Origin of the sequence: Streptomyces nymphaeiformis, from assembly GCF_014203895.1 — a bacterium.
GTDB classification, from domain to species: domain Bacteria; phylum Actinomycetota; class Actinomycetes; order Streptomycetales; family Streptomycetaceae; genus Streptomyces; species Streptomyces nymphaeiformis.
Genome location: NZ_JACHJY010000008.1, coordinates 380310 through 405353 on the forward strand (window position 1 = coordinate 380310; position 25044 = coordinate 405353).

Sequence of the window (25044 nt, forward strand, 5' to 3'; positions counted from 1 at the left end):
GCCGGGGTCCGGCGGAGCCGGTGCGGTAGTGCTCGGGGCTGACCCAGCCGGGGGTGCCGGTCATGACGCCGGTTCGGGTCACGGACGTGCCGTCTGCGGCATGGGCGATGCCGAAGTCGAGGACGCGGGGGCCGGCCGGGGTGAGGATGACGTTCTGCGGTTTGACGTCCCGATGGACGACCCCCGCCGCATGGATGGCCGCGAGGGCCTGGGCGGTGCCGGCGGCGAAGGCGAGCAGAGTGGCGCCGGTGAGGGGGCCGTGCGCTGTGAGGTGTTGGTCGAGGGTGAGACCTGGAGCGTAGGCGGTGGCCAGCCATGGGGTGTCCGCGTCCGGATCGGCCGCGAGGAGGGGTATGAGACACGGTCCCTGGACGCGGGCGGAGAGCTGGACCTCGCGGCGGAAACGGGCGCGGAACTCAGGGTCATCGGTTTGAGCGGGATGGATGACCTTGACCGCGACCCGGAGGCCTGCGGCGTTCAGGCCGGCGTGAACGGTGCCCATGCCGCCCGAGCCGAGGCGCCCGATGATGCGGTACGGGCCGACCCGCTTGGGGTCACCGGGGCGGCTGGGCTGTACCCGCCCGCCGGGGCGAGCATTGCTCACGAGGCGTCCGTTTCTTTGCTGCGATGGAGCGCGTGGGACTGAACTCACCAGTCGCAGGCACCATTCAGGCCTGGTCGCAGGATGCTATCCGCACGCCCCTGAAACGAGTGGAGGGAGCTCGCTCCTTGGCTGCCGTGCAGTCATCGCTGGCCTCCTGATGGCAGGCCGCCCGAGCATCTTGGGGACCATTTGGGGACCACACGGTGTGCGCGGCGGTGTACGATGGGCCACTGGGGGTCAAGGGATCGCAGGTTCAAATCCTGTCGTCCCGACCATGCGGAAACGCAGGTCGGAGGCCGTTCTCTCATCCGTGAGAGGGCGGCCTTTCGTGCGTCCGGGGTCGTGAATCCTCCAGGCGGGTGCCCCGTCGTGGCGCCCCGGGTGCCGTGTCGTGTGCGGCCGGCGCGGTTTTGTGCCAACTCCTCTGTTTCGCGATCGAGTTGAACCGTTCTGACCTATGTTCGAGGGGCCCGCGACGGTTCACGGTTCGCCCAGGAGGCCCGATTGCAGCCCAGACGCATGCGCGCCCTTGCCGGAGCGTTCCGACGCTCCCCTCTCTACATCGCCTTCGCTCTCGGCTCGCTGCTCGTCGGGCTCACCCCCTTGCTGGGAGTGGCGAGTACGGGGCTGGACGGCCCCCGCCCGACGCCCCGGCCGGTGCCGGGGGCTCTTGAGCAGCAGACGGCGAAGCAGTCGCCGCATCACGGCGTGGCTCCGGCGAACGCCATGGAGCCGACGGCTCCCAAGCTCGACCGGACCGGATGGACCGCCACGGCGAGCGACGAGGAGACCGTCAAGGAGAACGGTCGCGCGGCCAACGTCCTCGACGGCGACGCCGCCACCCTCTGGCACAGCCGGTGGTCCGGCACCCCCGCCCCGCTGCCGCACACCGTCACCATCGACATGCACCGCACGGCGGTGATCTCGGCGCTCGTCTACCAGCCCCGCTCCGTCGGGATCAACGGGCGCATAGGCGAGTACAGCATCAGCCTGAGCGCCGACGGCCAGAACTGGGGCAGTCCGGTCGCCACCGGCACGCTCGCGGACGATCCCAGCGCCAAGACCCTCGGATTCGCCCCGCAGGGCGCGCGGTTCGTCCGGCTCACCGCCAGGACCGAGGCCGGCAACCGCGGCCCGTGGAGCTCCGCCGCGGAGCTCAACCTCCTCGGCGACCCCGGAACCCCGGCGGCCACCGTCGACCTGCCCCGTACCGGATGGACCGCCACGGCGAGCGACGAGGAGACCGTCAAGGAGAACGGCCGCGCGGCCAACGTCCTCGACGGCGACGCCGCCACCCTCTGGCACAGCCGGTGGTCCGGCACCCCCGCCCCGCTGCCGCACACCGTCACCATCGACATGCACCGCACGGCGGCCGTCTCCGCCCTGGTCTACCAGCCCCGCAAGGACGGCATCAACGGGCGCGCGGGCGCGTACACCATCACCACCAGCACCGACGGCACCACCTTCGGCACACCGGTCTCCACCGGCACCTGGCGCGACGACGACACCGTCAAGACCGCCACCTTCACCCGCAGCGCCAACGCCCGCTACATACGCCTGACCGTGACCAGCGAGGCCGGCAACCGCGGGCCCTGGACCTCCGCCGCCGAGATACGCCTGAGCGGACCCGCCAACCCGGCCGCCCACGGCTCCTGGAGCCGGATCACCGGCTTCCCCCTGGTGCCGGTCGCCACCGCCGTCCTGCCGGGCGACAAGCTCCTGGCCTGGTCGGCGTACGCCGTCGACCGCTTCGGCGGCAGCAACGGCTACACCCAGACCGCGATCCTGGACCTGAAGACGGGCAAGGTCACCCAGCGCCGCATCGACAACACCGGCCACGACATGTTCTGCCCGGGCATAGCGATGCTCGCCGACGGCCGGGTCCTGGTCACCGGCGGCAGCAACGCGCAGAAGGCGAGCATCTACGACCCCGCCACCGACGCCTGGTCGGCGACCACCGACATGAACATCGCCCGCGGCTACCAGGCGATGACCCTGCTCTCCACCGGCGAGGCCTTCGTCCTCGGCGGATCCTGGAGCGGAGCCACGGGCGACAAGTCCGGCGAGGTCTGGTCCCCGGACACCGGCACCTGGCGCAAGCTCCCCGGCGTCCCCGCAGTCCCGGCGATGACGGCCGACCCCCGCGGCGCCTACCGCGCCGACAACCACATGTGGCTGTACGCCACTTCGGGCGGCAAGGTGCTCCAGGTGGGCCCGAGCAAGCAGATGAACTGGATCACGACCGACGGGGACGGGAGCATCACCTCCGCCGGCACCCGGGGCGACAGCCAGGACGCCATGACCGGCAACGCCGTCGCGTACGACATCGGCAAGCTGCTCACCCTGGGCGGCTCGCCCGCGTACGAGAACACGCCCGCCACCCGGCGCGCGTACACCGTGAACGTCGACGGCGGTCAGGTCCAGTCCGCGCGCACCGGCGACATGGGCTACGCCCGCGCCTTCGGCAACAGCGTCGTCCTGCCCGACGGCAAGGTCGCCGTGTTCGGCGGGCAGACGTTCCCCGTGCCGTTCAGCGACGCCACGTCCGTGCTGACCCCCGAGCTGTGGGACCCGGCGACCGGACGCTTCACCCCGCTCGCCAGCATGGCGATCCCGCGCAACTACCACAGCGTGGCGAACCTGCTGCCCGACGGGCGGATCTTCTCCGGCGGCGGCGGCCTGTGCGGCGACTGCGCCACCAACCACGCCGACGGGGCCGTGTTCACCCCGCCGTACCTGCTCAATGCGGACGGCTCGCCCAAGCCGCGCCCCGTCGTCACCGGCGGAGTACCGCCCCGGGCCGCCGCCGGCACCTCGCTCACCGTCACCACCGAGGGGCCGGTCGCCTCCTTCGTCCTGATGCGGGCCGCGGCCGCGACCCATTCGACGGACAACGACCAGCGGCGCGTCCCGCTGACGTCCACGGCCACGGGAACCGGCACGTACACGGTCTCCATCCCGGCCGACAAGGGCGTCGTCCTGCCGGGCACCTACATGCTCTTCGCCCTGGACGCCCAGGGGGTGCCGAGCACCGCCAAGTTCATCACCGTCTCCTGACCTTCTTCCGACGGTACGACGGCGGCGTCCGTCGCCGGCCCCGAGCACGTGCGGGGGCCGGTGACGGGCGCCGCCGTCGCTCACCCGGTTCGGCCACCGGCCGTGCACGACGTCAGGGCGGCGCGCAGTCTCTCGGCGAGCGGATGTTCCGCATGCCGGTCGAGCCAGTCATCGGCCAGACGAAGGAGCAGCGTCCTTTCGCCGCCCGGGAGCGACGGAAGGGTGAGCAGGTCTTCGAGGACCAGACTGGCCTTGGGCAGGCCGCCGTGCCGATGGAGCCATCGCAGCGCACAGTCGACGGCACGGGAGCGCCGGTCCGCCTCCAGGGCGGGGTTGCGCAGGACTCCTGAGAGTACGGCGCGGTCCTTGGACGCCGTGTCGGCGGTCAGGCGATCCAAGGCGATGTCGATGCCGGCACGCGTCTGTTCGGCGGACAGGTCGTGGCGGGTGAGGAACGAGGCCAGCACGGCCCGTTGCGCCTTGCCTCCGTGGGAGGCCAGCCAGCGAAGGCTGACGTCGGCGATGGCCCGGGCCTGGGCGGCGGTCAGGCCGTTGAGCTGACTCAGCATCATGGCCATGGCCTCGTGGTCGTGCGGGTGCGCCAGGAGATGGGCGAACCCGTGCCCGACCGCCTCCTGCAGCTGGTGGGCGGTCAGTTCGGGCACGCGGAGAAGGGGGCTGAGGACGGTGGCGAGGCTTTCGGGGTCCTGATGATCCCTCAGCCATACGAGCGCGTGTGCGACCGTCGCGCGAGCCTGGTCCGGGCTGAGCTGGTCGTGGTGCAGGAGCAGGCGCTGCAGCACCGCCGGGGAGGAGGGAGAACCAGGCTGTGAGGCCAGCTGGTCCAGCAAGGGGAGAGCCGCGTCCTGCGTGTCGTCGTGGACGAGCAGGGCCTGCACGAGCTGGGAGTGGCTCGACGCCTCCCACTCGGCAAAGCCTTGGGTGACCCACGAGCGCGCCAGGTCGCCCGCACGGCGCTTCAGTTCCGCCGGACAGCGCTCGTCGACCAGAATGCCGCGCAGCACGCGGCCCGTGCTCGGGTGCCTCCGCGGCTTGTCCAGCCACTCCAGGGCGAGGCGGAACAGTTCGATCCGGGCGGCTTCGGGCAGGCGGTCGCATTCCAGGAGGGCACACACGGTGGGTCCCACATCCGTGCCGGCCCGCATGCCCGAGCGCAACCAGGCGAACCCCCTGCTGACCGCTTCCTCGCGGACGGTGTCGTCGACGTCCTCGCGCTGGAGCAGGGCACGGACCACCGCACCGACTCCGCCGACCCGGTAGTGCGTCAACCACCCGAGGGCCACGCGCGTCACCTGCGCCAGCCGAGCGGGCGGGTGGTCCATCGTCAGCAGGCGCTTCAGAAGCGCAGGCGTGTAGCGCCAGTCGGGCCGGGACGGCACCCACCCGAGCGTGCAGTCGACGACGAGGGCCTCGGCCTCGGACGAGAGGTCCGGACGGGCCAGCAGGGCGCGGAGGAGATGCTCGGCATCGGTCTGCCGGCCGCGACGCGCGAGCCAGCCGACGGAAGCGTCCACCAGGGCGGCCGAGGGTTCGTCCGAACCTCGAAGGGCGGCGGTCAGGAAGGGCTGCGCCACGAAGCCTTCCTCGGCCCGGACGAGCCAGGGCGTCACGAGCGTGCTCCACACCGAAGGCGCGTAGTCGTGCCACGGCCTGCTCGTCACCAGGGTGAGCAGCGCTTGTTCACCGTCAGGGCCGGCGTCTTCCAGGAGGCGCCCCAGTGCATCCGCGTGGGCGACCAGCCATTCGCCGCAGAACCGTTCCAGGGCGGTGGCGCGGTGGGCGGGGCCGTGAGCGGTCAGGTCGACGGCAAGGCGCCGGAGATGGCCCGTGAACACGGAGAACGTGCGGGGATGCCGTGCGACCGCGGCGAGCAGGGGGTCGGCGGAGGGCTGGTGGACGCTCCACCCCGGAGCGGGCATCAGCGACTGCAGCAGCAGTTCGTCGGTGACGATGTCGTGGACGACCACCAGCCGTCCGTCGGCTTCGTCGAGCCATCCCAACGAGATCAGCGTGTCGACCACCTGGCGCCCGCTGTAGCGCCTGCCCTGGTCCCCTGCCGCGGCGAGGAAGGAGTCGACGGTCCGCTCGACGGTCCGCCGGGGTTGTGGGGCGGAAGCCACCGCCACGGCGAACGCGAGCTGCCCGACATCAGGAGTCGCGACGTCCAGAGGCGAAGCGGAGCCGGCGAGACTCGTCGCGAGAGCGTCCCGCCGCATCCCTTCCCGGAGCCATGCGAGCAGTTCGCCGGGGCGCACCGAGGCCGTCACCTTGAGCGGGAGCCGCCCCAGGCCCTGCTCCTCGATGGCCCGGGCGATGAGCAGGGCGGTGACGGGACGGCGCCCGCACAGTCGGGACAGCTCTTCGAGCCCCCACGTACGCACGGTCTCGGGGGCCGCGTGCGTCAGCACCTGCGTGATGACCGCGGACTGATGGGGCCAGTCGTCCCGTACGAAGACCTCGTCGAGCACGCGCGCGCTGCCGCGCAGGTGGACGGCGTGCCGTGCGCCCGGCCGCACCGAGGCCAGGCACGCCACGGTGACGCCGCGCCTCCGGGCCTCCGGAAGCAGCACCTCGTCAAGGGCCTGCAGGTCCAACTGCGGGCAGGCGTCCAGGTAGTCCAGCACCAGCAGCACCCGTCTGCGTCCACCCGTCAGGACCGACGTCGCCACATCGTCGAGGTCCACGGAGCTGTCGGCCTGGACGTGCAGGACCTGCCAGCCGGCGCGGTCGGCCCGCTGTGCGACCTCGAAGCACGTGCGCGTCTTGCCCGATCCGGCCGGTCCGATCAGAAGGACCCCGCGCGGCCGGTCGGCGCTCAGCCTGCGGAACAGCCTGTCCGGATGGGAGTCGTGCTCCACCCCCGGGTGGACGAAGGGGAGCTGCTCCTGATCCAGGTAGTTGCGTCGTCCGCGCAGATCCCGGGCCACGTCGGCGTGTGTGCGTATGCGGCGGCGGATGTCGCCGTCCTCGGGGAAGAGTACGGCCGGGCCCAACGAGGCCTGTTCCACCCCGTGTTCGGCCAGCAGCCGCTCGAACTCCGGGTCTTCGGTCAGCCGGGAGAAACCGGTCGCCGTGAGGCTCGCGGCGCCGGCGGGAACGTGGTGGCTCGTGCACACGCCCACCAGGACGTCGTTCCGGGTGAGGACGCCCGCCCCCGACACCCCCTGCCACGGGGATCCGACCGCCTGTCGGGGGGCGGGACTCGAGAGCGAGAGCTCCATCTCGTGGCTTCCGAGAAAGGAACCCAACAGGATCGAACCGGTCATCTGCCGTGTCGTCGGCACGTCCCCGCGGGACGCGAAGTCGGGGAACCCGACGGCGACGAACGGGAGGGATCCCACGGCCGGAGGGACGACGCCCCACCGGGCCGGAGGGATCGCGTCGCCTCCGTCACCGAGGAGCAACAGGGCGAGGTCCACCCCCGGGTCGCGGTGCCGGAACACCTCCACGACGCCGACCCGCCGCGCGGACTGCCCCGGCAGCCGCACCTCGTGGACGGCTCCGTGTCGGGTGAAACCGTGACCCGCGCAGATGGCCAGCCCGGGAGCCAGCAGAAAACCGGTCGCCGCGAAACGAGGGGTGCCGTCGGGGTCCCGGCGGACCACCATGGCGACCCGCTCCAGACCCTGCTGCGCGTCGATCACCGCCGACCCGCCCGGGCTCCTCGGCGGCCGGCCGACTCACTCACGGCGTCAGTCCTCCAGCCGGGCCCCACGCGCCGAATCCGTCAGCACCGAGCCGCCCTCGGCGGTCTCCGCCGTCAGCTCCAACGAGACGGTGTGCGTGGCGGACGTGCCCTCGGTCGCCTTCCCGTCGGCGGACAGGACCCAGAACTTGACCCCGCCGTGGGCCTCCGCCGACGCCGTCACGGCGACCTGCACGTCCAGCTTCACGGACTGCACCCGAAGCCGGACGGGCTGACCCTCGCCGTCCGCCATGGCCCTCGACAGCTCCCCGCGCAGGGCCTTGATGGTGTCCGCCAGACCGATCTCCATGAACCCCCCTCTCATGCCGGCTACCAGACGCGGCCGCACAGGTGGCGACGGCTGCGGAGGGGGGCCGGGTGAGGTGCTCATGTTAGAGGCTCGCTTGTGGATCACCTACTCGATCGCGGGGACGCTCCCCGGCTCCCCGGCTCTCGTCGGCAGGGCTATTCGGCCGCCGCCGGAGCCGCGAGCTCCTGAGGGAGGTCGCGCAGGCCCGTGCGGAGGTGCTCGACGTGGTAGAGCGCCTGGTCGAGGAGTTCGGCGACGTGGTTGTCGTAGAGCGCGTAGACGATCGAGCGGCCGTGCCGTTCGCCGGTCACCAGGCCGAGGTTGCGCAGCAGGCGGAGCTGGTGGGAGCAGGCCGAGGGCTCCATGCCGACGGCGGCGGCGAGGTCGCCGACCGACGACGGTCCTTCGCGGAGGCGAGCCAGGATGTAGAGCCGCGAGGGCGTGGCGAGGGCCTGGAGGGTCGCGGCCACGTCGGTCGCGCCGACCGTGTCGAGGCGTTCGCGGGTGGTGGCGCTGTTGGCGTTCGTTCCGTGGCCCATGCGACCATGATACGGACGAGACATGAAGAGCTGTTCAGATGTTCTTGTATGGTGGGCAGGTCGCCCCATCCGCCCGTGAAGGGTTGCTTTGTCATGTCTTCTGTCCTGGAACGGCCCTCGGCGGCCGCCCCCGGATCGAGCTCCGCGCCGCCCCGCCGGCGCACCAGGATCCTGGCCCTTCCCGAGGCCCGCTGGGCGCTCGCCGCCCTCGCGTTGTTCCTGCTCGCCCTCCCGCTGTACCTGCTGGACGCGCCGGCGTGGCTGTGGGCGCCGCTGTTCGCCGCGACCTATGTCACCGGAGGCTGGGAGCCGGGCCGGGAGGGTCTGAAGGCGCTGAAGGACAGGACCCTGGACGTCGACCTGCTGATGGTCGTCGCGGCCCTCGGCGCGGCCGCGATCGGCCAGGTGCTCGACGGCGCGCTGCTGATCGTCATCTTCGCCACCTCCGGCGCCCTGGAGGCCGTCGCCACCGCCCGTACCGCCGACTCCGTACGCGGCCTGCTCGACCTGGCGCCCGAGACCGCGACCCGACTCGCGGACGACGGCACGGAGGAGACCGTTCCGGCCGCGGAACTCGCCGTGGGCGACCTCGTCCTCGTACGACCGGGGGAGCGGATCGGCGCCGACGGCCGGGTGGTCGACGGCGCGAGCGACGTCGACCAGGCCACCATCACCGGCGAGCCGCTGCCCGTCGCCAAACAGGCCGGCGACGAGGTCTTCGCCGGCACCCTGAACGGCTCCGGCGCCCTGCGGGTCAAGGTCGAGCGCGACCCCTCGGAGTCGGTGATCGCCCGGATCGTGGCGATGGTCGAGGAAGCCGCCGAGACCAAGGCGCCGACGCAGCTGTTCATCGAGAAGGTGGAGCAGAGGTACAGCCTCGGCATGGTCGCCGCCACTCTGCTGATCTTCGCGATCCCCCTGCTCGCGGGGGCCGGTCTCCAGTCCACCCTGCTGCGTGCGATGACCTTCATGATCGTCGCCTCGCCGTGCGCCGTCGTCCTCGCCACGATGCCGCCGCTGCTCTCCGCGATGGCCAACGCCGGCCGTCACGGCGTACTGGTCAAGTCCGCCGTCGTCATGGAGCGGCTGGGGCAGATCGACGCGGTCGCCCTCGACAAGACCGGCACCCTGACCGAGGGCACTCCACGACTGGCGGACGTGCGACTCGTGGACGGCCCCGGCGGCTCCGGTGGCCCTGGTGCTCTCGGCGGCTCCGGTGACCCTGGTGGTCCCGGCGGCTTCGGCGATCCCGGTGGTCTCGGCGGCTCCGGTGCTCTCGGCAGCTTCGGCGATCCCGGTGCTCTCGGCGACTCCGGCGACCCCGCTGCTCTCCGCCGCTCCGGCGACCCCGGTGGTCCCGGCTGCTCCGGTGACCCCAGTGACCCCGGTGGTCCCGGTCGCTCCGAGTTCGACGAAGACTCCCTGCTTCGTCTCGCCGCCGCCGCCGAGTACCCCAGCGAACACCCCCTCGCCCGCGCCGTCGTGGAGGCCGCCCGCGCCCGCGGGCTCGTTCTCCCCGTCGTCGAGGACTTCGTCTCCACCCCCGGCACCGGCGTCACCGCCACGGTCGGCGGCCGCATCGTCACCGTCGGCAGCCCGGCTCGCCTGCTCGAACACGGCGTCGCCCACCCGGCGGCCGCCCTCGCCGCCGCGCTCGAAGAGGGCGGACGGACCGCCGTCGTGGTCACCGTCGACGGTCGCCCCGCCGGCGTCCTCGGCATCGCGGACCGGCTCCGTCCCGAGGCCGCCCTCGCCACCCGTGCCCTCACCGAACTGACCGGCCGGGCCCCGGTCCTGGTCACCGGCGACAATCCGCGCGCCGCGGCCCGCCTCGCCGCCGAGGTCGGCATCACCGACGTCCGCGCCGGCCTGCTGCCGCAGGACAAGGTCGCCGCGGTCGACGAGCTCCAGGGCGCCGGGGCCAAGGTCCTCGTCGTCGGCGACGGCGTCAACGACGCCCCCGCACTCGCCGCCGCGCACACCGGCATCGCCATGGGCCGCGCCGGCTCCGACCTGGCCCTGGAGACCGCCGACGCCGTCGTCGTGCGCGACGAACTCGCCACCGTCCCGACGGTGATCGGCCTCTCCCGCCGGGCCCGCGCGCTCGTCGTCCAGAACCTCGTCATCGCGGGTGCGTTCATCGCCGTCCTGGTCGTCTGGGACCTGGCCGGCACCCTCCCGTTGCCCCTCGGCGTCGCCGGTCACGAAGGGTCCACGGTCCTCGTCGGCCTCAACGGCCTGCGTCTGCTCGCGGACGGAGCCTGGCGGCGCGCCCGGCCCGCGGCGGTCCGGTGAGCCGCCGACGCGGGCCGCCACGGCGCGGGGGCGGCCGGGACGGCCCCGGAGCCCGGTCCGTTCCGGACTCCTCGGACGGCCTCCGTCGTCCCGTGCCTACCATTCCCTCATGGCTTCACGCGAAGGAACCCCGACCGCACCCGATGCGCATCGGCGCACGCCGGGCGTCACCGAGCTGACGGCGGCGGCGCGTGTCTTCGCCCAGCTCGCAGACCCCACTCGGCTCCACATCATGTGGCTGCTGTCCCGCGGGGAGTCGGACGTGAGCGCCCTCGCCGAGGCGGTGGGCGCCGCCCGGCCCGCGGTGAGCCAGCATCTGGCGAAGCTGCGCCTCGGCGGCCTCGTCGAGTCGCGCAAGGAAGGCCGCCGCGTGGTGTATTCGCTGCCGGACGGGCACATGAAGCGCATGGTCGTGGAGGCCGTCAGTCACGCCGATCACCAGGTGACGGGCGAGCCCTGGCACGACTGACCGCGGGGTCGAGTCGCGGCGACAAGTCAATAGGTGCGCAACCGTGCACGCGTCGGTTACGGTGAAGACCCCAGCCGACCGAGGGGTGCCCGCATGCTGTCCGTCCTGAGGAACCGCACCTACCGCCACCTCTTCACCGCCCAGGTCGTCGCCCTCGTCGGCACCGGCCTCGCGACCGTCGCGCTGAGCCTGCTCGCGTACGACCTCGCGGGCGGAAACGCCTCTGCGGTCCTCGGTACGGCACTGGCGATCAAGATGGTGGCGTACGTCGGCATCGCGCCGCTCACCAGCGCCTTCGCCGATCGCCTGCCCCGGCGGGCGCTGCTCGTCTCCATGGACCTGATCCGGGCCTGCGTCGCGCTGACCCTGCCGTTCGTGACGCAGGTCTGGCAGGTGTACGTACTGATCTTCCTGCTCCAGGCCGCCTCCGCCGCCTTCACCCCGACCTTCCAGGCGACCGTCCCCGAGGTGCTGCCCGAGGAGCGCGACTACACCCGGGCGCTGTCGCTCTCCCGGCTCGCGTACGACCTGGAGAGCCTCTTCAGCCCGGCGCTCGCGGCGGCCCTCCTCTCCCTGATCTCGTACCCCTGGCTCTTCACCGGCACGGCCGCCGGCTTCGTCGCCTCCGGCGTGCTCGTCGTCTCCGTCCTGCTGCCCAAGCCCCCGCCGGTCGAGCGCACCGGCGGCGTCTACGCCAAGGCCGCCTTCGGGACACGCCTCTTCCTCGCCACCCCCCGGCTGCGCGCCCTGCTCGCCCTCGACCTCGTCGTCGCCGCCGTGGGCGCCATGGTCCTGGTCAACACGGTGGTCCTCGTCCGCGACACCCTGGGCGGCTCCGCGGGGGACGTGTCGCTCGCGCTCGGCGCGTACGGGGCGGGTTCCATGCTCGTGGCGCTGCTGCTGCCCCGGGTGCTCGGCCGCGCGGGGGACCGGGCCCTCATGCTGCCGGCCGCGGTCGTCATGACCGTCGTGCTCGGGCTCCTGGGGGCCGGGCTCGCGGCAGGGCCGGGGAAGGGCTCGTGGGCGTGGCCCGCGCTGCTCGCGGCCTGGCTGCTCATCGGCGCGGCGACCTCGGCGATCCTCACCCCCGGGGGCCGGCTCGTCCGCCGCTCCGCGGCGACGCCCGATCTGCCCGCCGCCTTCGCCGCCCGGTTCTCCCTCACGCACGCCTGCTGGCTCGTCACCTACCCGCTGGCCGGCTGGCTCGCGGCACGGGCCGGCCCGGCCGTCGCGGCGGGTGTCCTGACGGTGGTCGCGCTCGCCGGAACCCTGGTCGCGGTACGGCTCTGGCCCCGCACCGACCCGGCCGAACTGCCGCACGCCCACCCCGAACTGCCCCGTGACCACCCGCATCTCGCGGGAGCCGGGCAGAGCCACACCCACGACTTCCACATCGACGTCCTGCACCCGCACTGGCCGCCCGTGCGGGCCGATGCGGACGCGGGACACCGGTCCGCCGCCTGAGCCTCCCCGGCGTCGCCCGGTGGCTCCCCGGCCCGCGGTTCCGTCGAGCGCCGCCCCGCCTACGCCGAGTAACCTGACGTGAGGGGGTCGTCCGTCGGGAGGCCGCCATGACGATGCCCGGGGCAGGAGAGCGGTACCTCGACTCTCCCTTCGGCCTGGGGACCATGGCCACCGCCGTGCTCGACCACCGGGACGACGTCATCGGCTGGGACGGCGCGGCCCAGGACCTCTACGGCTACGCGCCCGAGGAGGTGCTCGGAAAGCCGGCCCGCGCCTTCCTCGTCCCCGTCGACGGACGTCCTCTCTTCGACCCGGACCGGCCCGGCGGGTCCGGGGGCGAGAAGCGGGCCCTGCGCAGGCGCGACGGGAGCGTCGTGCGGGTCGTGCTGTACGCGCTGAAGCTGGGGCCCGCCGAGGCCCGGCCGGCCACCGCGGCCTGGGGCGTCGTGTCCATCGAGGCCGAGCGGATGGAGCGCTGGGCGACCGACCAGGCCATGCTGAACGGACTGTCCACCCAGTCGCCGATCTCGCTGACCGTGCTGGACGCCGAAGCCCGCGTGACATGGGTCAACCCCACGACGACGGAGACGTTCGGCATCGGGCCCGACGAGTGGTACGGCCGGCAGGTGAGGGACCTCCTGCCCGACGGCGAGATCATCTCCCCGGGTCTGCGGGGCCGCTCGCTCGAATCGGTGATCGAGCACGTCCTGCGCACTGGCGAATCCGTCATCGACCTCCACTACCGGAGTTCCGTGCCGGGCGCCCCCACCACCCGTCAGCACGTCTGGTCCTGCTCCTACTTCCGACTGCAGGACGCCGCCGGTCACCACCTGGGCGTCTGCGAATCGGCCTTCGACATCACCGAGCGCTACGAGGCCCAGCGCCGCCTCGAGCTGCTGAGCCGCTCCTCCAGCATCGGCACGACCCTGGACGGGGTCCGGACCTGCGAGGAGTTCCTCGCCGTGGCCGTTCCCGACCTCGCCGACACGGGCTGGGTCGACCTGGCGGAGTCCGTACTCGCAGGGGAGGAGCCTGTTCCCTGGAGTGCGTCCACGCCCTCGCGCCGGGTCACCGGTGGAGGCGCCGACCTCCCCGCCGACGGCCGGCGGCTCGTCCTTTCCCTGACGGCCGGGGCCGCGCGGCTCGGGACGGTCACCCTCCTGCGCACGGCTCCGAGGGGCGCCTTCGGCGACGCCGACCGCGCCCTGGCCGCCGAGCTGGTCGCCCGTACCGCCGTGTGCGTCGACAACGGACGGCGCTACGCCCGCGAGCGCGCCACCGCCCTGCTCCTCCAGCGCAACCTGCTCCCGCAGGAGCTGCCCGAGCACACCGCGGTGGAGACCGCCCACCACTACGCCCCCAGCACGGGACCCACGGGCGTCGGCGGCGACTGGTACGACGTGATCCCGCTGTCCGGCGCCCGCATCGGGCTCGTGGTGGGTGACGTGGTGGGGCACGGGCTGGACGCGGCGGTCACGATGGGGCGGCTGCGGACGACCGTACGCGCCCTGGCCGCGCTCGACCTCGCCCCCGAGGAGCTCCTCGGCCGACTCGACGCCCTGGTCGGGCAGGCCCGTATCGGCGGCGACCCCGAAGGGGCGAACGGCATGGACCCGGCGGTGGGCGCGCGGTGTCTGTACCTCGTGTACGACGCCGTCCACGGGCGGTGCGCCGCGGCCGGTGCCGGGCACCTCCCGCCGGTCCTCGTCGCCCCGGGCGGGCCGGCCGCACCCCTGGAGATGCCGGTGGGCCTGCCCCTGGGCGTCGGCGGACTGCCCTTCGAGTCCGCGGAGTTCGAGATCGCCGAGCGCAGCCTCCTCGCACTGTTCACCGACGGACTGGTGACGGGCCCCGAGCGCGATCCCGATGCCGGCGTCGCCGACCTGTGCCGGACCCTGACCGAGTACCCGGACCTCCGTCCGGACGAGACGCGCGACAGGATCGTCGCGTCCGGTCTCCCCGCCCACCCCCGCGACGACATCGCGCTCCTGCTGGTCCGGGTCCACGCCCTGGCAGAGGACGACATGGCCGGCTGGCGCATCGACCCGGACCCGGCGAAGGTGGCCGGAGCCCGCGCGTCCACGAACGCCCAGCTGGAGCACTGGGGCCTCGACGCCGTCGGCTTCGCCGTCGAGCTGATCGTCAGCGAACTCGTCACCAACGCCATCCGTTACGGGGCCCCGCCGGTCTACCTGCGGCTCCTGCGCGACAAGGACCGCGCGCTGATCTGCGAGGTGTCGGACGGCCGCGAGACCTCGCCGCACCTGCGGCGGGCGAGACCGGACGAGGAGGGCGGCCGCGGACTGTTCCTGGTCGCCCAGCTCGCCGACCGGTGGGGGACGCGCTACACGCGCGAGGGGAAGGCGATCTGGGCCGAGGTCCCGCTCGCCACCGAGGAACCGGGCCCCGACCTCTTCGGAGACGTGCTCGGCGCCGGGCTCGGCGACTGATCCCGGGACGGCCGGGACGCACCGCCATCCGATGATCTTGTACGGCCTCCGGCTGATATTCTCGACTCATGGTCGAGAATCAGGTGACGTCGCAGGTGGCTTCTCGCCCGGCGCCCGTGCAGCGCCGCGGCATGCTGCGTGTGCAGGCGATCCTGGACGCCGCCGATCAGCTCCTCGCGGAGGAGGGGTACGAGGCCTCCACGCTCGGCGCCATCGGCAAGCGCGCCGGCATTCCCACCGCCTCCGTCTACCACTACTTCGCCGACCGCAACCAGGTCGACGCCGCGCTCATGGAGCGCCACGGCCGGAACGTCGAAGAGCTCGTCGTCGCAGCGGCGGACGACCCCGGGCTCGGCACCCTGCGCGAGGTGATCGACGCGCTGATCGACCCGCAGCTCGCCTACTGCCGCGCACACCCGAGCATGGTGGAGCTCTGGTACGCATCGAGGCGCTCCCCGATGCTCGTGGAGCTCGGGGAGTCCTGGGGCAGGGCGCAGGCCTCGGCCTTCTGGCGCTACCTGCTCGACCGGGAGCTGATCGCCGCCGACACGCCCGAGCTCGCCGTGCACGTCGGCTACGAGGCCGCCGACCGGATCTTCGGCGTCGCCTTCAGGGGATCCAGGACCGGCGACGAGGCCACGATCGACGAGGCGCGCCGCCTCATGACCGCGTACCTCGGGACGTACGCCCCGAAGCGCCGCTAGGAGACCGGCCGTGTCCGCACCCGAGGGGCGCCGGAGAGGCCGCCCGCCCGCGACCGTCAACGGCCGCACGGCCCCTGAGCGGTTGCTGGACGCGGCCCTGGAACTCTTCGCGGAGAAGGGCTTCGACGGCACGTCGGTGCAGGACGTGGTGCGCGCCGCGGGGGTCACCAAGGGCGCCATGTACCACTACTTCCCCTCCAAGGACGACCTGCTCCACGAGATCTACCTCCGGGTGCTGCGGATGCAGACCGAGCACCTCGACACCGTGGTGGCGATGGACCTGCCGGTCGCGGAGCGCGTCCACGCGGCGGTGGTGGACGTCGTCGTGACGACGATCGAGAACATCCAGAGCGCCACGATCTTCTTCCGGTCGCTGCACCAGCTCGCCGAGGAGAACCAGCGGCAGGTGCGCCGTGAGCGCCGTCGCTACCACGAGACCTTCCGGGCGCTCGTCGTCGAGGGGCAGCGTGAGGGCGTGTTCCGCGACGACGTCAGCGCCGAGCTGGCCGTCGACTACTGCTTCGGGTCGGTCCACCACCTTCCGATGTGGTGGCGCGCCGAGGGCGACGCCTCGGCCGACGAGGTCGCCCGCACCTTCGCCGACCTGTTCGTCGCGGGCATCGCGACCCGCTGACGGCGGCCTTCGAGCGCCGCTGTCGACATGACGTAAGTCATTCCGCTCGCACCCCCCTTGCCGGTTGACGGCTCTCCGCCGCCCGTTGCACAGTGGGCCCATCGCGAGTAAGCAACCGCTTAGCATGTAAAAGGAGACCCGGATGCCCGAAGCAGTGATCGTCTCGACGGCCAGGTCCCCGATCGGCCGTGCCGGCAAGGGTTCCCTGAAGGACGTGCGCGCCGACGAGCTGACCGTCCAGATGGTCCGGGCGGCGCTCGCGAAGGTGCCCGAGCTCGACCCGCGCGAGATCACCGACCTGATGCTCGGCTGCGGCCTGCCCGGCGGCGAGCAGGGCTGGAACATGGGCCGCAACGTCGCCGTCCTCTCGGGCTACGACCACCTCCCCGGCACGACCGTCACGCGCTACTGCTCGTCCTCGCTGCAGACCACCCGGATGGCGTTCCACGCGATCAGGGCCGGTGAGGGGAGCGCGTACATCTCCGCCGGCGTGGAGTCGGTCAGCCACTTCGACAACGGCACCAGCGACTTCATCCCGGGCCACGACATCCTCAACCCGGCCTTCGGCGACGCCGGCCGGCGCACCCATGAGCGCACGCAGGGCGGCGCGTCCGAGTGGACCGACCCCCGCGGGACCGGGTCCCTGCCGGACGTCTACATCACGATGGGCCAGACCGCCGAGAACGTGCAGCAGGTCCTCGGCATGTCCCGCGAGGAGCAGGACGCGTTCGCCGTCCGCAGCCAGAACCTCGCCGTCCAGCGCATCGAGGAGGGCTTCTGGGCCCGCGAGATCACCCCGGTCACGCTCCCCGACGGCACCGTCGTCACCGCCGACGACGGCCCGCGCCCCGGCACCACCCTGGAGGGCGTCAGCGGCCTCAAGCCGGTCTTCCGCCCCGACGGCACCGTGACCGCCGGCAACGCCTGCCCGCTCAACGACGGCGCCGCCGCACTGGTGATCATGAGCGACACCCGGGCCGGGGAGCTCGGTCTCACCCCGCTCGCCCGGATCGTCTCGACCGCCGTCACCGGCCTCTCGCCCGAGATCATGGGCCTCGGCCCGGTGGAGGCGATCCCCGCCGCGCTGAAGAGCGCCGGCCTCGGTCTCGACGACATCGACCTGTACGAGATCAACGAGGCGTTCGCCGTGCAGTCGCTCGGCTCCGCGCAGCAGCTCGGCATCCCGCTGGAGAAGCTCAACGTCAACGGCGGCGCCATCGCCGTCGGCCACCCGTTCGGCATGACCGGCGCCCGCATCACCGCCACCCTCGTCAACTCGCTCCAGTGGCACGACAAGCAGTTCGGCGTCGAGTCCATGTGCGTCGGCGGCGGCATGGGCATGGCCATGGTCATCGAGCGCCTGAGCTGACGAGCCGAACGAGCCGACGAGCCGAACGAGCCGACAAGCCGAACGAGCCGATAAATCGACCGAGTCGAGAAGGAACAAGGACAACATGAAGCGTTTCGAGGGAAAGACCGCGATCGTCACCGGCGCCAGCCGCGGCATCGGCCTGGCCATCGCCGAACGGCTCGTCTCCGAGGGGGCCAGGGTCGTCATCACCGGCCGCACCAAGGAGACGCTCGACGAGGCCGTCGCCCGCCTCGGCGGCCCCGCGCACGCGCTCGGCGTCGCCGGCAAGGCCGCCGACCCCGCCCACCAGGCCGACACCGTCCGCCAGGCGACCGAGGCGTTCGGCAGCGTCGACCTGCTGGTGAACAACACCGGCGTCAACCCGGTGTACGGCCCGATGATCGAGCTGGACCTGGAGGCGGCCCGCAAGATCGTCGAGACCAACTGCCTGGCCGCGCTCTCCTGGATCCAGCGGGTCCACGGGGCGTGGATGAAGGAGCACGGCGGCTCGATCGTCAACGTCGCCTCGGTCTCCGGCGTACAGCCGGCGCCGATGATCGGCATGTACGGCGCCAGCAAGGCGATGCTGCTCTCGATGACCGAGCTCCTGGCCGTCGAGCTGGGACCGGACATCCGCGTCAACGCGATCGCGCCGGCCGTCGTCAAGACGAAGTTCGCCACCGCCCTGTACGAGGGCCGCGAGCGGGAACTCGCCGACGCCTACCCGCTCAAGCGACTCGGCGAGCCCGAGGACATCGGCAGCGTCGTCGCCTTCCTGCTCTCCGCGGACGCCGGCTGGATCACCGGCCAGAACGTCGTCATCGACGGAGGCGTCACGCTCGTGGCGGCGGCCTCGTGACCACCTCCGGGCAGCGACGGGCACCGACCGCACCGGTCGAGGCCGTCGTCTTCGACTACGGCGGCGTGCTCACCCTGCCCGTGAAGGAGTCGATCGCGGCCTGGATCGAGGCCGACGGCATCGAGCCGCACTCCTTCTCCCGGACCCTCAAGGCCTGGATGTCCCGCAGCGCGCCCGACGGCACCCCGATCCACCGCCTGGAGACCGGCGAACTGGCCGTCGAGGAGTTCGACGCCCTCCTCGCCGCGGAGCTCACCACCACCGACGGCCGGCCGGTCGACCCGGTCGGCGTGCTCTCCCGGCTCTTCGCCGCGATGCGCCCCGACCCGGCGATGTTCGGCCTCGTCGAGGAGCTGCGCGAGCTCGGCATACGGGTCGCGCTCCTCTCCAACAGCTGGGGCAACACCTACCCGCGCGAGCGGATCGACGCCCTGCTCGACCCCGTCGTCATCTCCGGCGAGGTGGGGCTGCGCAAGCCGCGGGCCCCCATCTACGAGCTGACCCTCGCACGCCTCGGCGTCCCCGCCGGGAGCGCGCTCTTCCTCGACGACGCCGAGCCCAACGTGCTCGGCGCGCGGGCCGTCGGGATGCGGGCCCACCTGCACGTCGACGCACCCTCCACCCGCGCGGCGCTCGCCGCGCTCGTCCCGGGGCTGCGCCCCACGCCGGACGGAGCCCCCGCATGACCACCCGACGGACGTTCGACGGCATGGCCGAGCTGGAGAAGGCGGCCGGCACCCACCTCGGCCACTCGGACTGGCACACGATCAGCCGACAACAGATCGACACCTTCGCCGATGCCACGGGCGACCATCATGGGGCATCCCCTGCTCGAAGAGCTCGGGGAAGGATTCACGTGGACCCGGACAGGGCCGCCCAGGGCCCGTTCGGCACCACCATCGCGCACGGCTACCTCACCCTCGGCCTGATCCCGATGCTGTGCTGGGAGGTGTACGACATCCAGGGCGTGCGCATGAGCGTGAACTACGGCGCGAACAAGGTCAGGTTCCCGGCTCCGGTCCCGGTCGGCTCGCGGGTACGGGCCGGTGTCGAGCTCCTCGAGGTGACCCCCGGCGCCGGGGGCCACCAGGTCGTCACCCGGATCACGATCGAGCGCGAAGGCGGCGACAAGCCGGTGTGCGTGGCCGACACCGTCACCGTGGTGGTGCCGTGACGAGCGACCGACACCCCTCCCCGTCGGGCCTCGACCTGGACCGGCTCGGCAGCTGGCTGACCGCGCACGTGCCCGGCGCCGGCACCGACCTGGCGGCGACGCTGATCGCCGGCGGCAAGTCCAACCTGACCTACCGGGTCACCGACGGCACCAGTACCTGGATCGTCCGCCGGCCGCCCCTCGGCCACGTCCTGGCGACCGCGCACGACATGGGCCGCGAGCACCGCGTGATGAGCGCGCTGCGCGACACCTCGGTCCCGGTGCCGCGGACGTTCGGTCTCTGCGACGACCCCGAGGTCCTGGGAGCGCCGTTCTACGTGATGGCGCACTGCGAAGGCACCCCGTACCGGCTCGGCTCGGAACTCGCCGCCCTCGGCGAGGAGCGCACCCGGCTGATCTCGGAGCGGCTCGTCGACACGCTCGTGACGCTGCACCAGGTGGACCCGGCGGCCGTCGGCCTCGCCGACTTCGGGCGCCCCCAGGGCTACCTGGAGCGCCAGGTCCGCCGCTGGAAGAAGCAGCTGGACGCCTCGTACAGCAGGGACCTTCCGGCGGCCGGGGAGCTCTACCGCCGGCTCTCCGCCGACGTCCCCGCGGAGTCGGGCAGCGGCATCGTGCACGGCGACTACCGGCTCGACAACGTGCTGGTCGACGGCGACGACCGGGCGACGGCGGTGCTCGACTGGGAGATGGCCACGCTCGGCGACCCGCTGTCCGACCTCGCCCTGATGGTCGTCTACAACCGGCTCGGCGAGGTCGCCGGCGACGCCGCCGGCGTCAGCACCGTCGCGGGCGCGCCCGGCCACCTCACCGAGGCCGAGACGATCGAGCGGTACGCCGCGGGCAGCGGCCGTGACCTCTCCCGCATCGGCTTCCACCTGGGCCTCGCCGCCTTCAAGCTCGCCGTGATCCTCGAGGGCATCCACTACCGCCACCTCAACGGCCAGACGGTCGGAGAGGGCTTCGAGACCCTCGGGGACGCCATCGACCCGCTGCTCGACGCAGGCCTTTCCGCACTGAAGGAGACGCACTGATGGAATTCCGGTTCGACAGCAGGACCGAGGAACTGCGCGCGTCCCTGGTCGAGTTCATGGACCGGCACGTGTACCCGGCCGAGAAGGTCTTCCACGAGCAGCTCGCCGAGCTCGAGGACCCCTGGGCCTGGGACTCGGTCCCCGTCCTCCAGGAGCTGCGGACCGAGGCCCGCAGGCGCGGCCTGTGGAACCTCTTCCTGCCGGGGGAGGAGGGCGGGGGGCTGACGAACCTCCAGTACGCCCCGCTGGCGGAGATCAGCGGGCGCAGCATCCACCTCGCGCCCCCGGCGATGAACTGCGCGGCGCCGGACACCGGCAACATGGAGGTGCTGCACATGTTCGGCACCCCGGAACAGCAGGAGCGGTGGCTGGAGCCGCTGCTCAGGGGCGAGATCCGTTCGGCGTTCGCGATGACCGAGCCGAACGTCGCCTCCTCCGACGCCACCAACATCGGCACGTCGATCGTCCGCGACGGCGACTCGTACGTGATCAACGGCCGCAAGTGGTGGATCACCGGCGCGATGAACCCCAACGCCGAGATCTTCGTCGTGATGGGCAAGACCGACCCCGGCGCCGAGCGGCACCGGCAGCAGTCGATGATCCTCGTCGAGCGGGACACCCCAGGCTTCGAGATCCACCGCGGCATGGAGGTCTTCGGCTACGACGACCGCGAGCACGGCGGTCACGCCGAGCTGAGCCTCACCGACGTACGGGTGCCGGCGGCGAACCTGATCGGCGGCGAGGGCGACGGCTTCGGCATCGCCCAGGCACGACTCGGCCCCGGCCGCATCCACCACTGCATGCGCTCGATCGGCATCGCCGAGCGGGCCGTCGAGCTGATGTGCGCACGGGCCGACGAGCGCGTCGCCTTCGGCCGGCCGATCGCCGAGCAGGGCGTCATCCGTGACTGGATCGCCGAATCCCGCGTGCGCATCGAGCAGTTGAGGCTCCTCGTGCTCAAGACGGCGTGGCTGATGGACACCGTCGGCAACAAGGGCGCGCACGCCGAGATCCAGGCGATCAAGATCGCGACCCCGTCGACGGTGCAGTGGATCCTCGACAAGGCGATCCAGGTCCACGGGGCCGGCGGGCTCTCCCAGGACTTCCCGCTGGCCGCCTCGTACGCCCACATCCGGACTCTGCGCTTCGCCGACGGCCCGGACGAGGTCCACAAGAACGCCCTGGCCAAGAGCGAACTGCGGCAGCAGGCGAAGGCGCGCGCGTCGCGCTCGTGACACCGGGGCCGCCGTGCGCGTGCCTTGCGACCGCCTCGACCGCCCTGTCGGGTGATGTGGGATGGATCACCGCTCACACGCTTCCGATCGGGGTGGTGGCGGCCCGATTCTGGTCGGACTCGGAACCCGAATCGCAGTCGGGATGTTTACAGGCCGTCGACGGCACCTCCAGCGAACGGAGAACACTCGTGATTGTCGGAGTCCTCAAGGAAGCGCGGGCAGGTGAGCATCGGGTCTCGGCCACGCCGGCCACGATCGAGCCGATCCGCAAACTGGGGTACGACGTGGTCGTCGACTCCGGCGCGGGTGTCGCCGCGGGCTTCACCGACAGCGCGTACGAGGCCGCCGGGGCGCGCATCGGCGACGCCACGGCCGCCGACGTGGTGCTCGGCGTCAACGCCCCGAGTCCCGCACAGCTGGACGGAGTACGGCCCGAGGCGACGGTGATCGCGCTGTTCGCCCCGGCGTTCGACCCCGAGATGGTCGAGGAGCTGGGCCGCCGGCCGTTCACGGCGCTCTCGATGGACGCCGTGCCGCGCATCAGCCGGGCACAGTCGATGGACGTGCTGTCGTCGATGGCGAACATCGCCGGCTACCGGGCCGTGGTCGAGGCCGCGCACACGTTCGGCCGGTTCTTCACCGGCCAGGTGACCGCGGCGGGCAAGGTGCCGCCGGCGAAGGTGCTCGTCGCCGGTGCCGGCGTCGCGGGCCTGGCGGCGATCGGCGCGGCGGGCTCGCTCGGCGCGATCGTACGGGCGACCGACCCGCGGCCCGAGGTCGCCGACCAGGTCCGGTCCCTCGGCGGCGAGTACCTGTCGATCGAGTCCGCGGAGGTCGAGGTCTCCAAGACGGGCTACGCCAAGGAGATGGGCGACGACTACAAGGCGCGCGAGGTCGAGCTCTACAGCACGCAGTGCCGCGAGGCCGACATCGTCATCACCACCGCGCTGATCCCCGGGCGCCCCGCGCCGACGCTGATCACCGCGGAGATGGTGGCGAGCATGAAGCCGGGCTCGGTGATCGTCGACATGGCGGCCGCCAACGGCGGCAACGTCGTGGGCACCGTGAAGGGCGAGAAGGTCGTCACCGACAACGGCGTCACGATCATCGGCTACACCGACCTGGCGGGCCGGCTGCCGGCGCAGGCCTCGCAGCTGTACGGCACGAACCTCGTGAACCTGCTGAAGCTGATGACGCCCGGCAAGGACGCGACCCTCGTCCTCGACTGGGACGACCCGGTGCAGCGCTCCATCACCGTCGTGCGCGAGGGCGAGTCGGCCTGGCCGCCCCCGCCGGTGCAGGTCTCGGCGGCCCCGGCGCCCGCGGCCAAGGTGGCCGAGACGAAGCCGTCGCCGGTGAAGGAGCCGATGCCGGCGAAGCGGAAGTTCGGCGGTGTGGCCGTCGGCGCGCTCGCGCTCTTCCTCGCCGCCGGGTTCGCGCCGGCCGCGCTGCTGCCCCACGTGACGGTCTTCGTGCTCGCGATCGTGATCGGCTACTACGTCATCGGGCATGTGCACCACGCCCTGCACACGCCGCTCATGTCGGTGACGAACGCGATCTCCGGGATCATCGTCGTCGGCGCGCTCCTGCAGATCGGGCATTCGAGCATCACGGTCACGGTGCTGTCGGCCGTGGCGATCCTTCTGGCCAGTATCAACGTCTTCGGCGGCTTCGCGGTGACGCGTCGCATGCTCGCCATGTTCAACCGGAGCTGACATGTCTGCGACCATCGCCGCACAGGCGGCATACCTCGTTGCCGCGCTGCTGTTCATCCTCGCGCTGGCGGGACTCTCCAAGCACGAGTCCGCGCGGCTCGGCAACGCGTTCGGCATGCTCGGCATGGCCGTCGCGCTCGTCGCGACGATCGTGCTCGCGATCGACGGCGACATCAGCACCGCGGGACTCGGCCTGACGGCCGTGGCCATGCTGATCGGCGCGCTGATCGGGCTGCAGCGGGCCCGCGGCGTCGAGATGACCGGCATGCCCGAACTGATCGCGCTGCTGCACTCCTTCGTCGGTCTGGCGGCCGTACTGGTCAGCTGGAACGGCTTCCTGAACGTCGAGCACGAGCCCGAGGGCCACGAGTCCCAGGCCCTGGACGCGCTCGGCACGCTGGGCATCCACCACGCCGAGGTGTTCATCGGCCTGTTCATCGGCGCGGTGACCTTCACCGGCTCCATCGTGGCGTACCTGAAGCTCTCGGCGAAGATCAGCTCCAAGCCGCTCGTGCTGCCCGGCAAGAACGTGCTGAACCTCGGTTCGCTCGCCCTGTTCCTCGCCCTGACGGTGTGGTTCGTGATCACGCCGCAGCTGTGGCTCCTGATCGCCGTGACGGCCCTGGCGCTCGCCCTCGGCTGGCACCTGGTCGCCTCCATCGGCGGCGGCGACATGCCGGTCGTCGTCTCGATGCTCAACAGCTACTCCGGCTGGGCCGCGGCGGCCTCCGGCTTCCTCCTCGGCAACGACCTGCTGATCATCACCGGCGCGCTGGTCGGCTCCTCGGGTGCCTACCTCTCCTACATCATGTGCCGGGCGATGAACCGCTCCTTCCTCTCCGTGATCGCCGGCGGCTTCGGCATCGAGGCGCCCGCGTCCTCCGACGTCGACTACGGCGAGCACCAGGAGATCACCCCCCAGGCCGCCGCGGAACTCCTCGGCGCGGCCCGGTCCGTGGTCATCACCCCCGGCTACGGCATGGCCGTGGCCCAGGCGCAGTACCCGGTCGCCGAGCTCACCTCGAAGCTGCGGGCGAAGGGCGTCGAGGTGCGCTTCGGCATCCACCCGGTCGCCGGCCGCCTGCCCGGCCACATGAACGTGCTCCTCGCCGAGGCCAAGGTGCCGTACGACATCGTGCTCGAGATGGACGAGATCAACGACGACTTCGCCGACACCGACGTCGTCCTCGTGATCGGCGCCAACGACACCGTCAACCCGGCCGGAGCCGAGGACCCCAGCAGCCCGATCGCCGGCATGCCGGTGCTCACCGTCTGGGAGGCCAACAAGGTCATCGTCTTCAAGCGCTCGATGGCCTCCGGCTACGCGGGCGTCCAGAACCCGCTGTTCTTCCGCGAGAACACCGCGATGCTCTTCGGCGACGCGAAGGCCCGCGTCGAGGACATCGTCGGCGCCCTCTGACCGACGGGCCCACGGGGCGCACCC

The 25044-nt window shown here is 72.2% G+C and carries 18 protein-coding genes and 1 pseudogene; 15 read left to right on the forward strand and 4 right to left on the reverse strand.

Annotated features, from left to right (window positions below; translation table 11 throughout):
- Window positions 1-4: 4 nt before the first annotated feature.
- Window positions 5-604, reverse strand: a pseudogene (locus GGE06_RS27830) (serine/threonine-protein kinase); the annotation flags it as partial.
- Window positions 605-1108: 504 nt separating this feature from the next.
- On the opposite strand from GGE06_RS27830, the gene GGE06_RS27835 reads away from it, so the two are divergent.
- The gene (locus GGE06_RS27835; protein ID WP_246532790.1) at window positions 1109-3661 is read left to right on the forward strand and encodes a discoidin domain-containing protein; all 2553 of its coding nucleotides are present in this window, start codon (window positions 1109-1111) and stop codon (window positions 3659-3661) included.
- 80 nt (window positions 3662-3741) lie between these two features.
- On the opposite strand, the gene GGE06_RS27840 is transcribed toward GGE06_RS27835, so the two are convergent.
- From GGE06_RS27840 to GGE06_RS27850, 3 genes are all read right to left on the reverse strand, one after another.
- Complete coding sequence (locus GGE06_RS27840) at window positions 3742-7326, reverse strand: CDC48 family AAA ATPase (RefSeq protein WP_116157893.1); 3585 nt, start codon at window positions 7324-7326, stop codon at window positions 3742-3744.
- Between the two features lie 48 nt (window positions 7327-7374).
- Window positions 7375-7677 (reverse strand): trypco2 family protein, encoded by a 303-nt coding sequence (locus tag GGE06_RS27845; protein WP_116157892.1) that lies wholly within the window; start codon window positions 7675-7677, stop codon window positions 7375-7377.
- Between the two features lie 155 nt (window positions 7678-7832).
- A complete protein-coding gene (locus GGE06_RS27850) occupies window positions 7833-8216 on the reverse strand; it encodes an ArsR/SmtB family transcription factor (protein ID WP_116157891.1) in 384 nt (127 codons plus the stop codon).
- Between the two features lie 93 nt (window positions 8217-8309).
- Here GGE06_RS27850 and GGE06_RS27855 point away from each other — a divergent pair, with 93 nt between their 5' ends.
- From GGE06_RS27855 to pntB, 14 genes are all read left to right on the forward strand, one after another.
- The gene (locus tag GGE06_RS27855) at window positions 8310-10511 is read left to right on the forward strand and encodes an HAD-IC family P-type ATPase (RefSeq protein ID WP_184932067.1); all 2202 of its coding nucleotides are present in this window, start codon (window positions 8310-8312) and stop codon (window positions 10509-10511) included.
- 109 nt (window positions 10512-10620) lie between these two features.
- Complete coding sequence (locus GGE06_RS27860) at window positions 10621-10980, forward strand: ArsR/SmtB family transcription factor (protein ID WP_116157889.1); 360 nt, start codon at window positions 10621-10623, stop codon at window positions 10978-10980.
- 93 nt (window positions 10981-11073) lie between these two features.
- A complete protein-coding gene (locus GGE06_RS27865; protein WP_184932068.1) occupies window positions 11074-12444 on the forward strand; it encodes an MFS transporter in 1371 nt (456 codons plus the stop codon).
- A gap of 107 nt (window positions 12445-12551) precedes the next feature.
- Window positions 12552-14894, forward strand: a complete 2343-nt coding sequence (locus GGE06_RS27870) for a SpoIIE family protein phosphatase (protein ID WP_184932069.1) — start codon at window positions 12552-12554, stop codon at window positions 14892-14894.
- 68 nt (window positions 14895-14962) lie between these two features.
- Window positions 14963-15598, forward strand: a complete 636-nt coding sequence (locus GGE06_RS27875; protein WP_116157886.1) for a TetR/AcrR family transcriptional regulator — start codon at window positions 14963-14965, stop codon at window positions 15596-15598.
- Window positions 15599-15608: 10 nt separating this feature from the next.
- Window positions 15609-16232: a TetR/AcrR family transcriptional regulator gene (locus tag GGE06_RS27880; RefSeq protein ID WP_184932070.1), complete on the forward strand. Its 624-nt coding sequence runs from the start codon at window positions 15609-15611 to the stop codon at window positions 16230-16232.
- Window positions 16233-16374: 142 nt separating this feature from the next.
- Window positions 16375-17601: an acetyl-CoA C-acetyltransferase gene (locus GGE06_RS27885; RefSeq protein WP_184932071.1), complete on the forward strand. Its 1227-nt coding sequence runs from the start codon at window positions 16375-16377 to the stop codon at window positions 17599-17601.
- Between the two features lie 85 nt (window positions 17602-17686).
- Complete coding sequence (locus GGE06_RS27890) at window positions 17687-18442, forward strand: SDR family oxidoreductase (RefSeq protein WP_116157883.1); 756 nt, start codon at window positions 17687-17689, stop codon at window positions 18440-18442.
- A complete protein-coding gene (locus GGE06_RS27895) occupies window positions 18439-19128 on the forward strand; it encodes an HAD family hydrolase (RefSeq protein ID WP_116157882.1) in 690 nt (229 codons plus the stop codon). The genes GGE06_RS27890 and GGE06_RS27895 overlap by 4 nt, the downstream gene beginning before the upstream one ends.
- Entirely contained in the window at window positions 19125-19616 is a 492-nt protein-coding gene (locus GGE06_RS27900; RefSeq protein WP_221518566.1) for a MaoC family dehydratase, read from the forward strand. The genes GGE06_RS27895 and GGE06_RS27900 overlap by 4 nt, the downstream gene beginning before the upstream one ends.
- Window positions 19613-20650 carry a phosphotransferase family protein gene (locus GGE06_RS27905; RefSeq protein WP_184932072.1) on the forward strand — a complete coding sequence of 346 codons (1038 nt, stop codon included), beginning with the start codon at window positions 19613-19615 and terminating at the stop codon, window positions 20648-20650. The genes GGE06_RS27900 and GGE06_RS27905 overlap by 4 nt, the downstream gene beginning before the upstream one ends.
- Entirely contained in the window at window positions 20650-21885 is a 1236-nt protein-coding gene (locus GGE06_RS27910) for an acyl-CoA dehydrogenase family protein (protein ID WP_184932073.1), read from the forward strand. Before GGE06_RS27905 ends, GGE06_RS27910 begins: the two co-directional genes overlap by 1 nt.
- A 188-nt stretch (window positions 21886-22073) precedes the next feature.
- Window positions 22074-23600, forward strand: a complete 1527-nt coding sequence (locus GGE06_RS27915) for a Re/Si-specific NAD(P)(+) transhydrogenase subunit alpha (protein WP_116157879.1) — start codon at window positions 22074-22076, stop codon at window positions 23598-23600.
- 1 nt (window position 23601) lies between these two features.
- Complete coding sequence (pntB, locus tag GGE06_RS27920; RefSeq protein WP_116157878.1) at window positions 23602-25020, forward strand: Re/Si-specific NAD(P)(+) transhydrogenase subunit beta; 1419 nt, start codon at window positions 23602-23604, stop codon at window positions 25018-25020.
- Window positions 25021-25044 lie beyond the last annotated feature (24 nt).

Coding starts and splice junctions, on each gene's coding strand:
- GGE06_RS27860 (WP_116157889.1), top strand. CDS start 10,621: ATGGCTTCACGCGAAGGAACCCCGACCGCACCCGATGCGCATCGGCGC.
- GGE06_RS27850 (WP_116157891.1), bottom strand. CDS start 8,216: ATGGGCCACGGAACGAACGCCAACAGCGCCACCACCCGCGAACGCCTC.
- GGE06_RS27900 (WP_221518566.1), top strand. CDS start 19,125: ATGACCACCCGACGGACGTTCGACGGCATGGCCGAGCTGGAGAAGGCG.
- GGE06_RS27910 (WP_184932073.1), top strand. CDS start 20,650: ATGGAATTCCGGTTCGACAGCAGGACCGAGGAACTGCGCGCGTCCCTG.
- GGE06_RS27890 (WP_116157883.1), top strand. CDS start 17,687: ATGAAGCGTTTCGAGGGAAAGACCGCGATCGTCACCGGCGCCAGCCGC.
- pntB (WP_116157878.1), top strand. CDS start 23,602: ATGTCTGCGACCATCGCCGCACAGGCGGCATACCTCGTTGCCGCGCTG.
- GGE06_RS27885 (WP_184932071.1), top strand. CDS start 16,375: ATGCCCGAAGCAGTGATCGTCTCGACGGCCAGGTCCCCGATCGGCCGT.
- GGE06_RS27845 (WP_116157892.1), bottom strand. CDS start 7,677: ATGGAGATCGGTCTGGCGGACACCATCAAGGCCCTGCGCGGGGAGCTG.
- GGE06_RS27855 (WP_184932067.1), top strand. CDS start 8,310: ATGTCTTCTGTCCTGGAACGGCCCTCGGCGGCCGCCCCCGGATCGAGC.
- GGE06_RS27865 (WP_184932068.1), top strand. CDS start 11,074: ATGCTGTCCGTCCTGAGGAACCGCACCTACCGCCACCTCTTCACCGCC.
- GGE06_RS27870 (WP_184932069.1), top strand. CDS start 12,552: ATGACGATGCCCGGGGCAGGAGAGCGGTACCTCGACTCTCCCTTCGGC.
- GGE06_RS27875 (WP_116157886.1), top strand. CDS start 14,963: ATGGTCGAGAATCAGGTGACGTCGCAGGTGGCTTCTCGCCCGGCGCCC.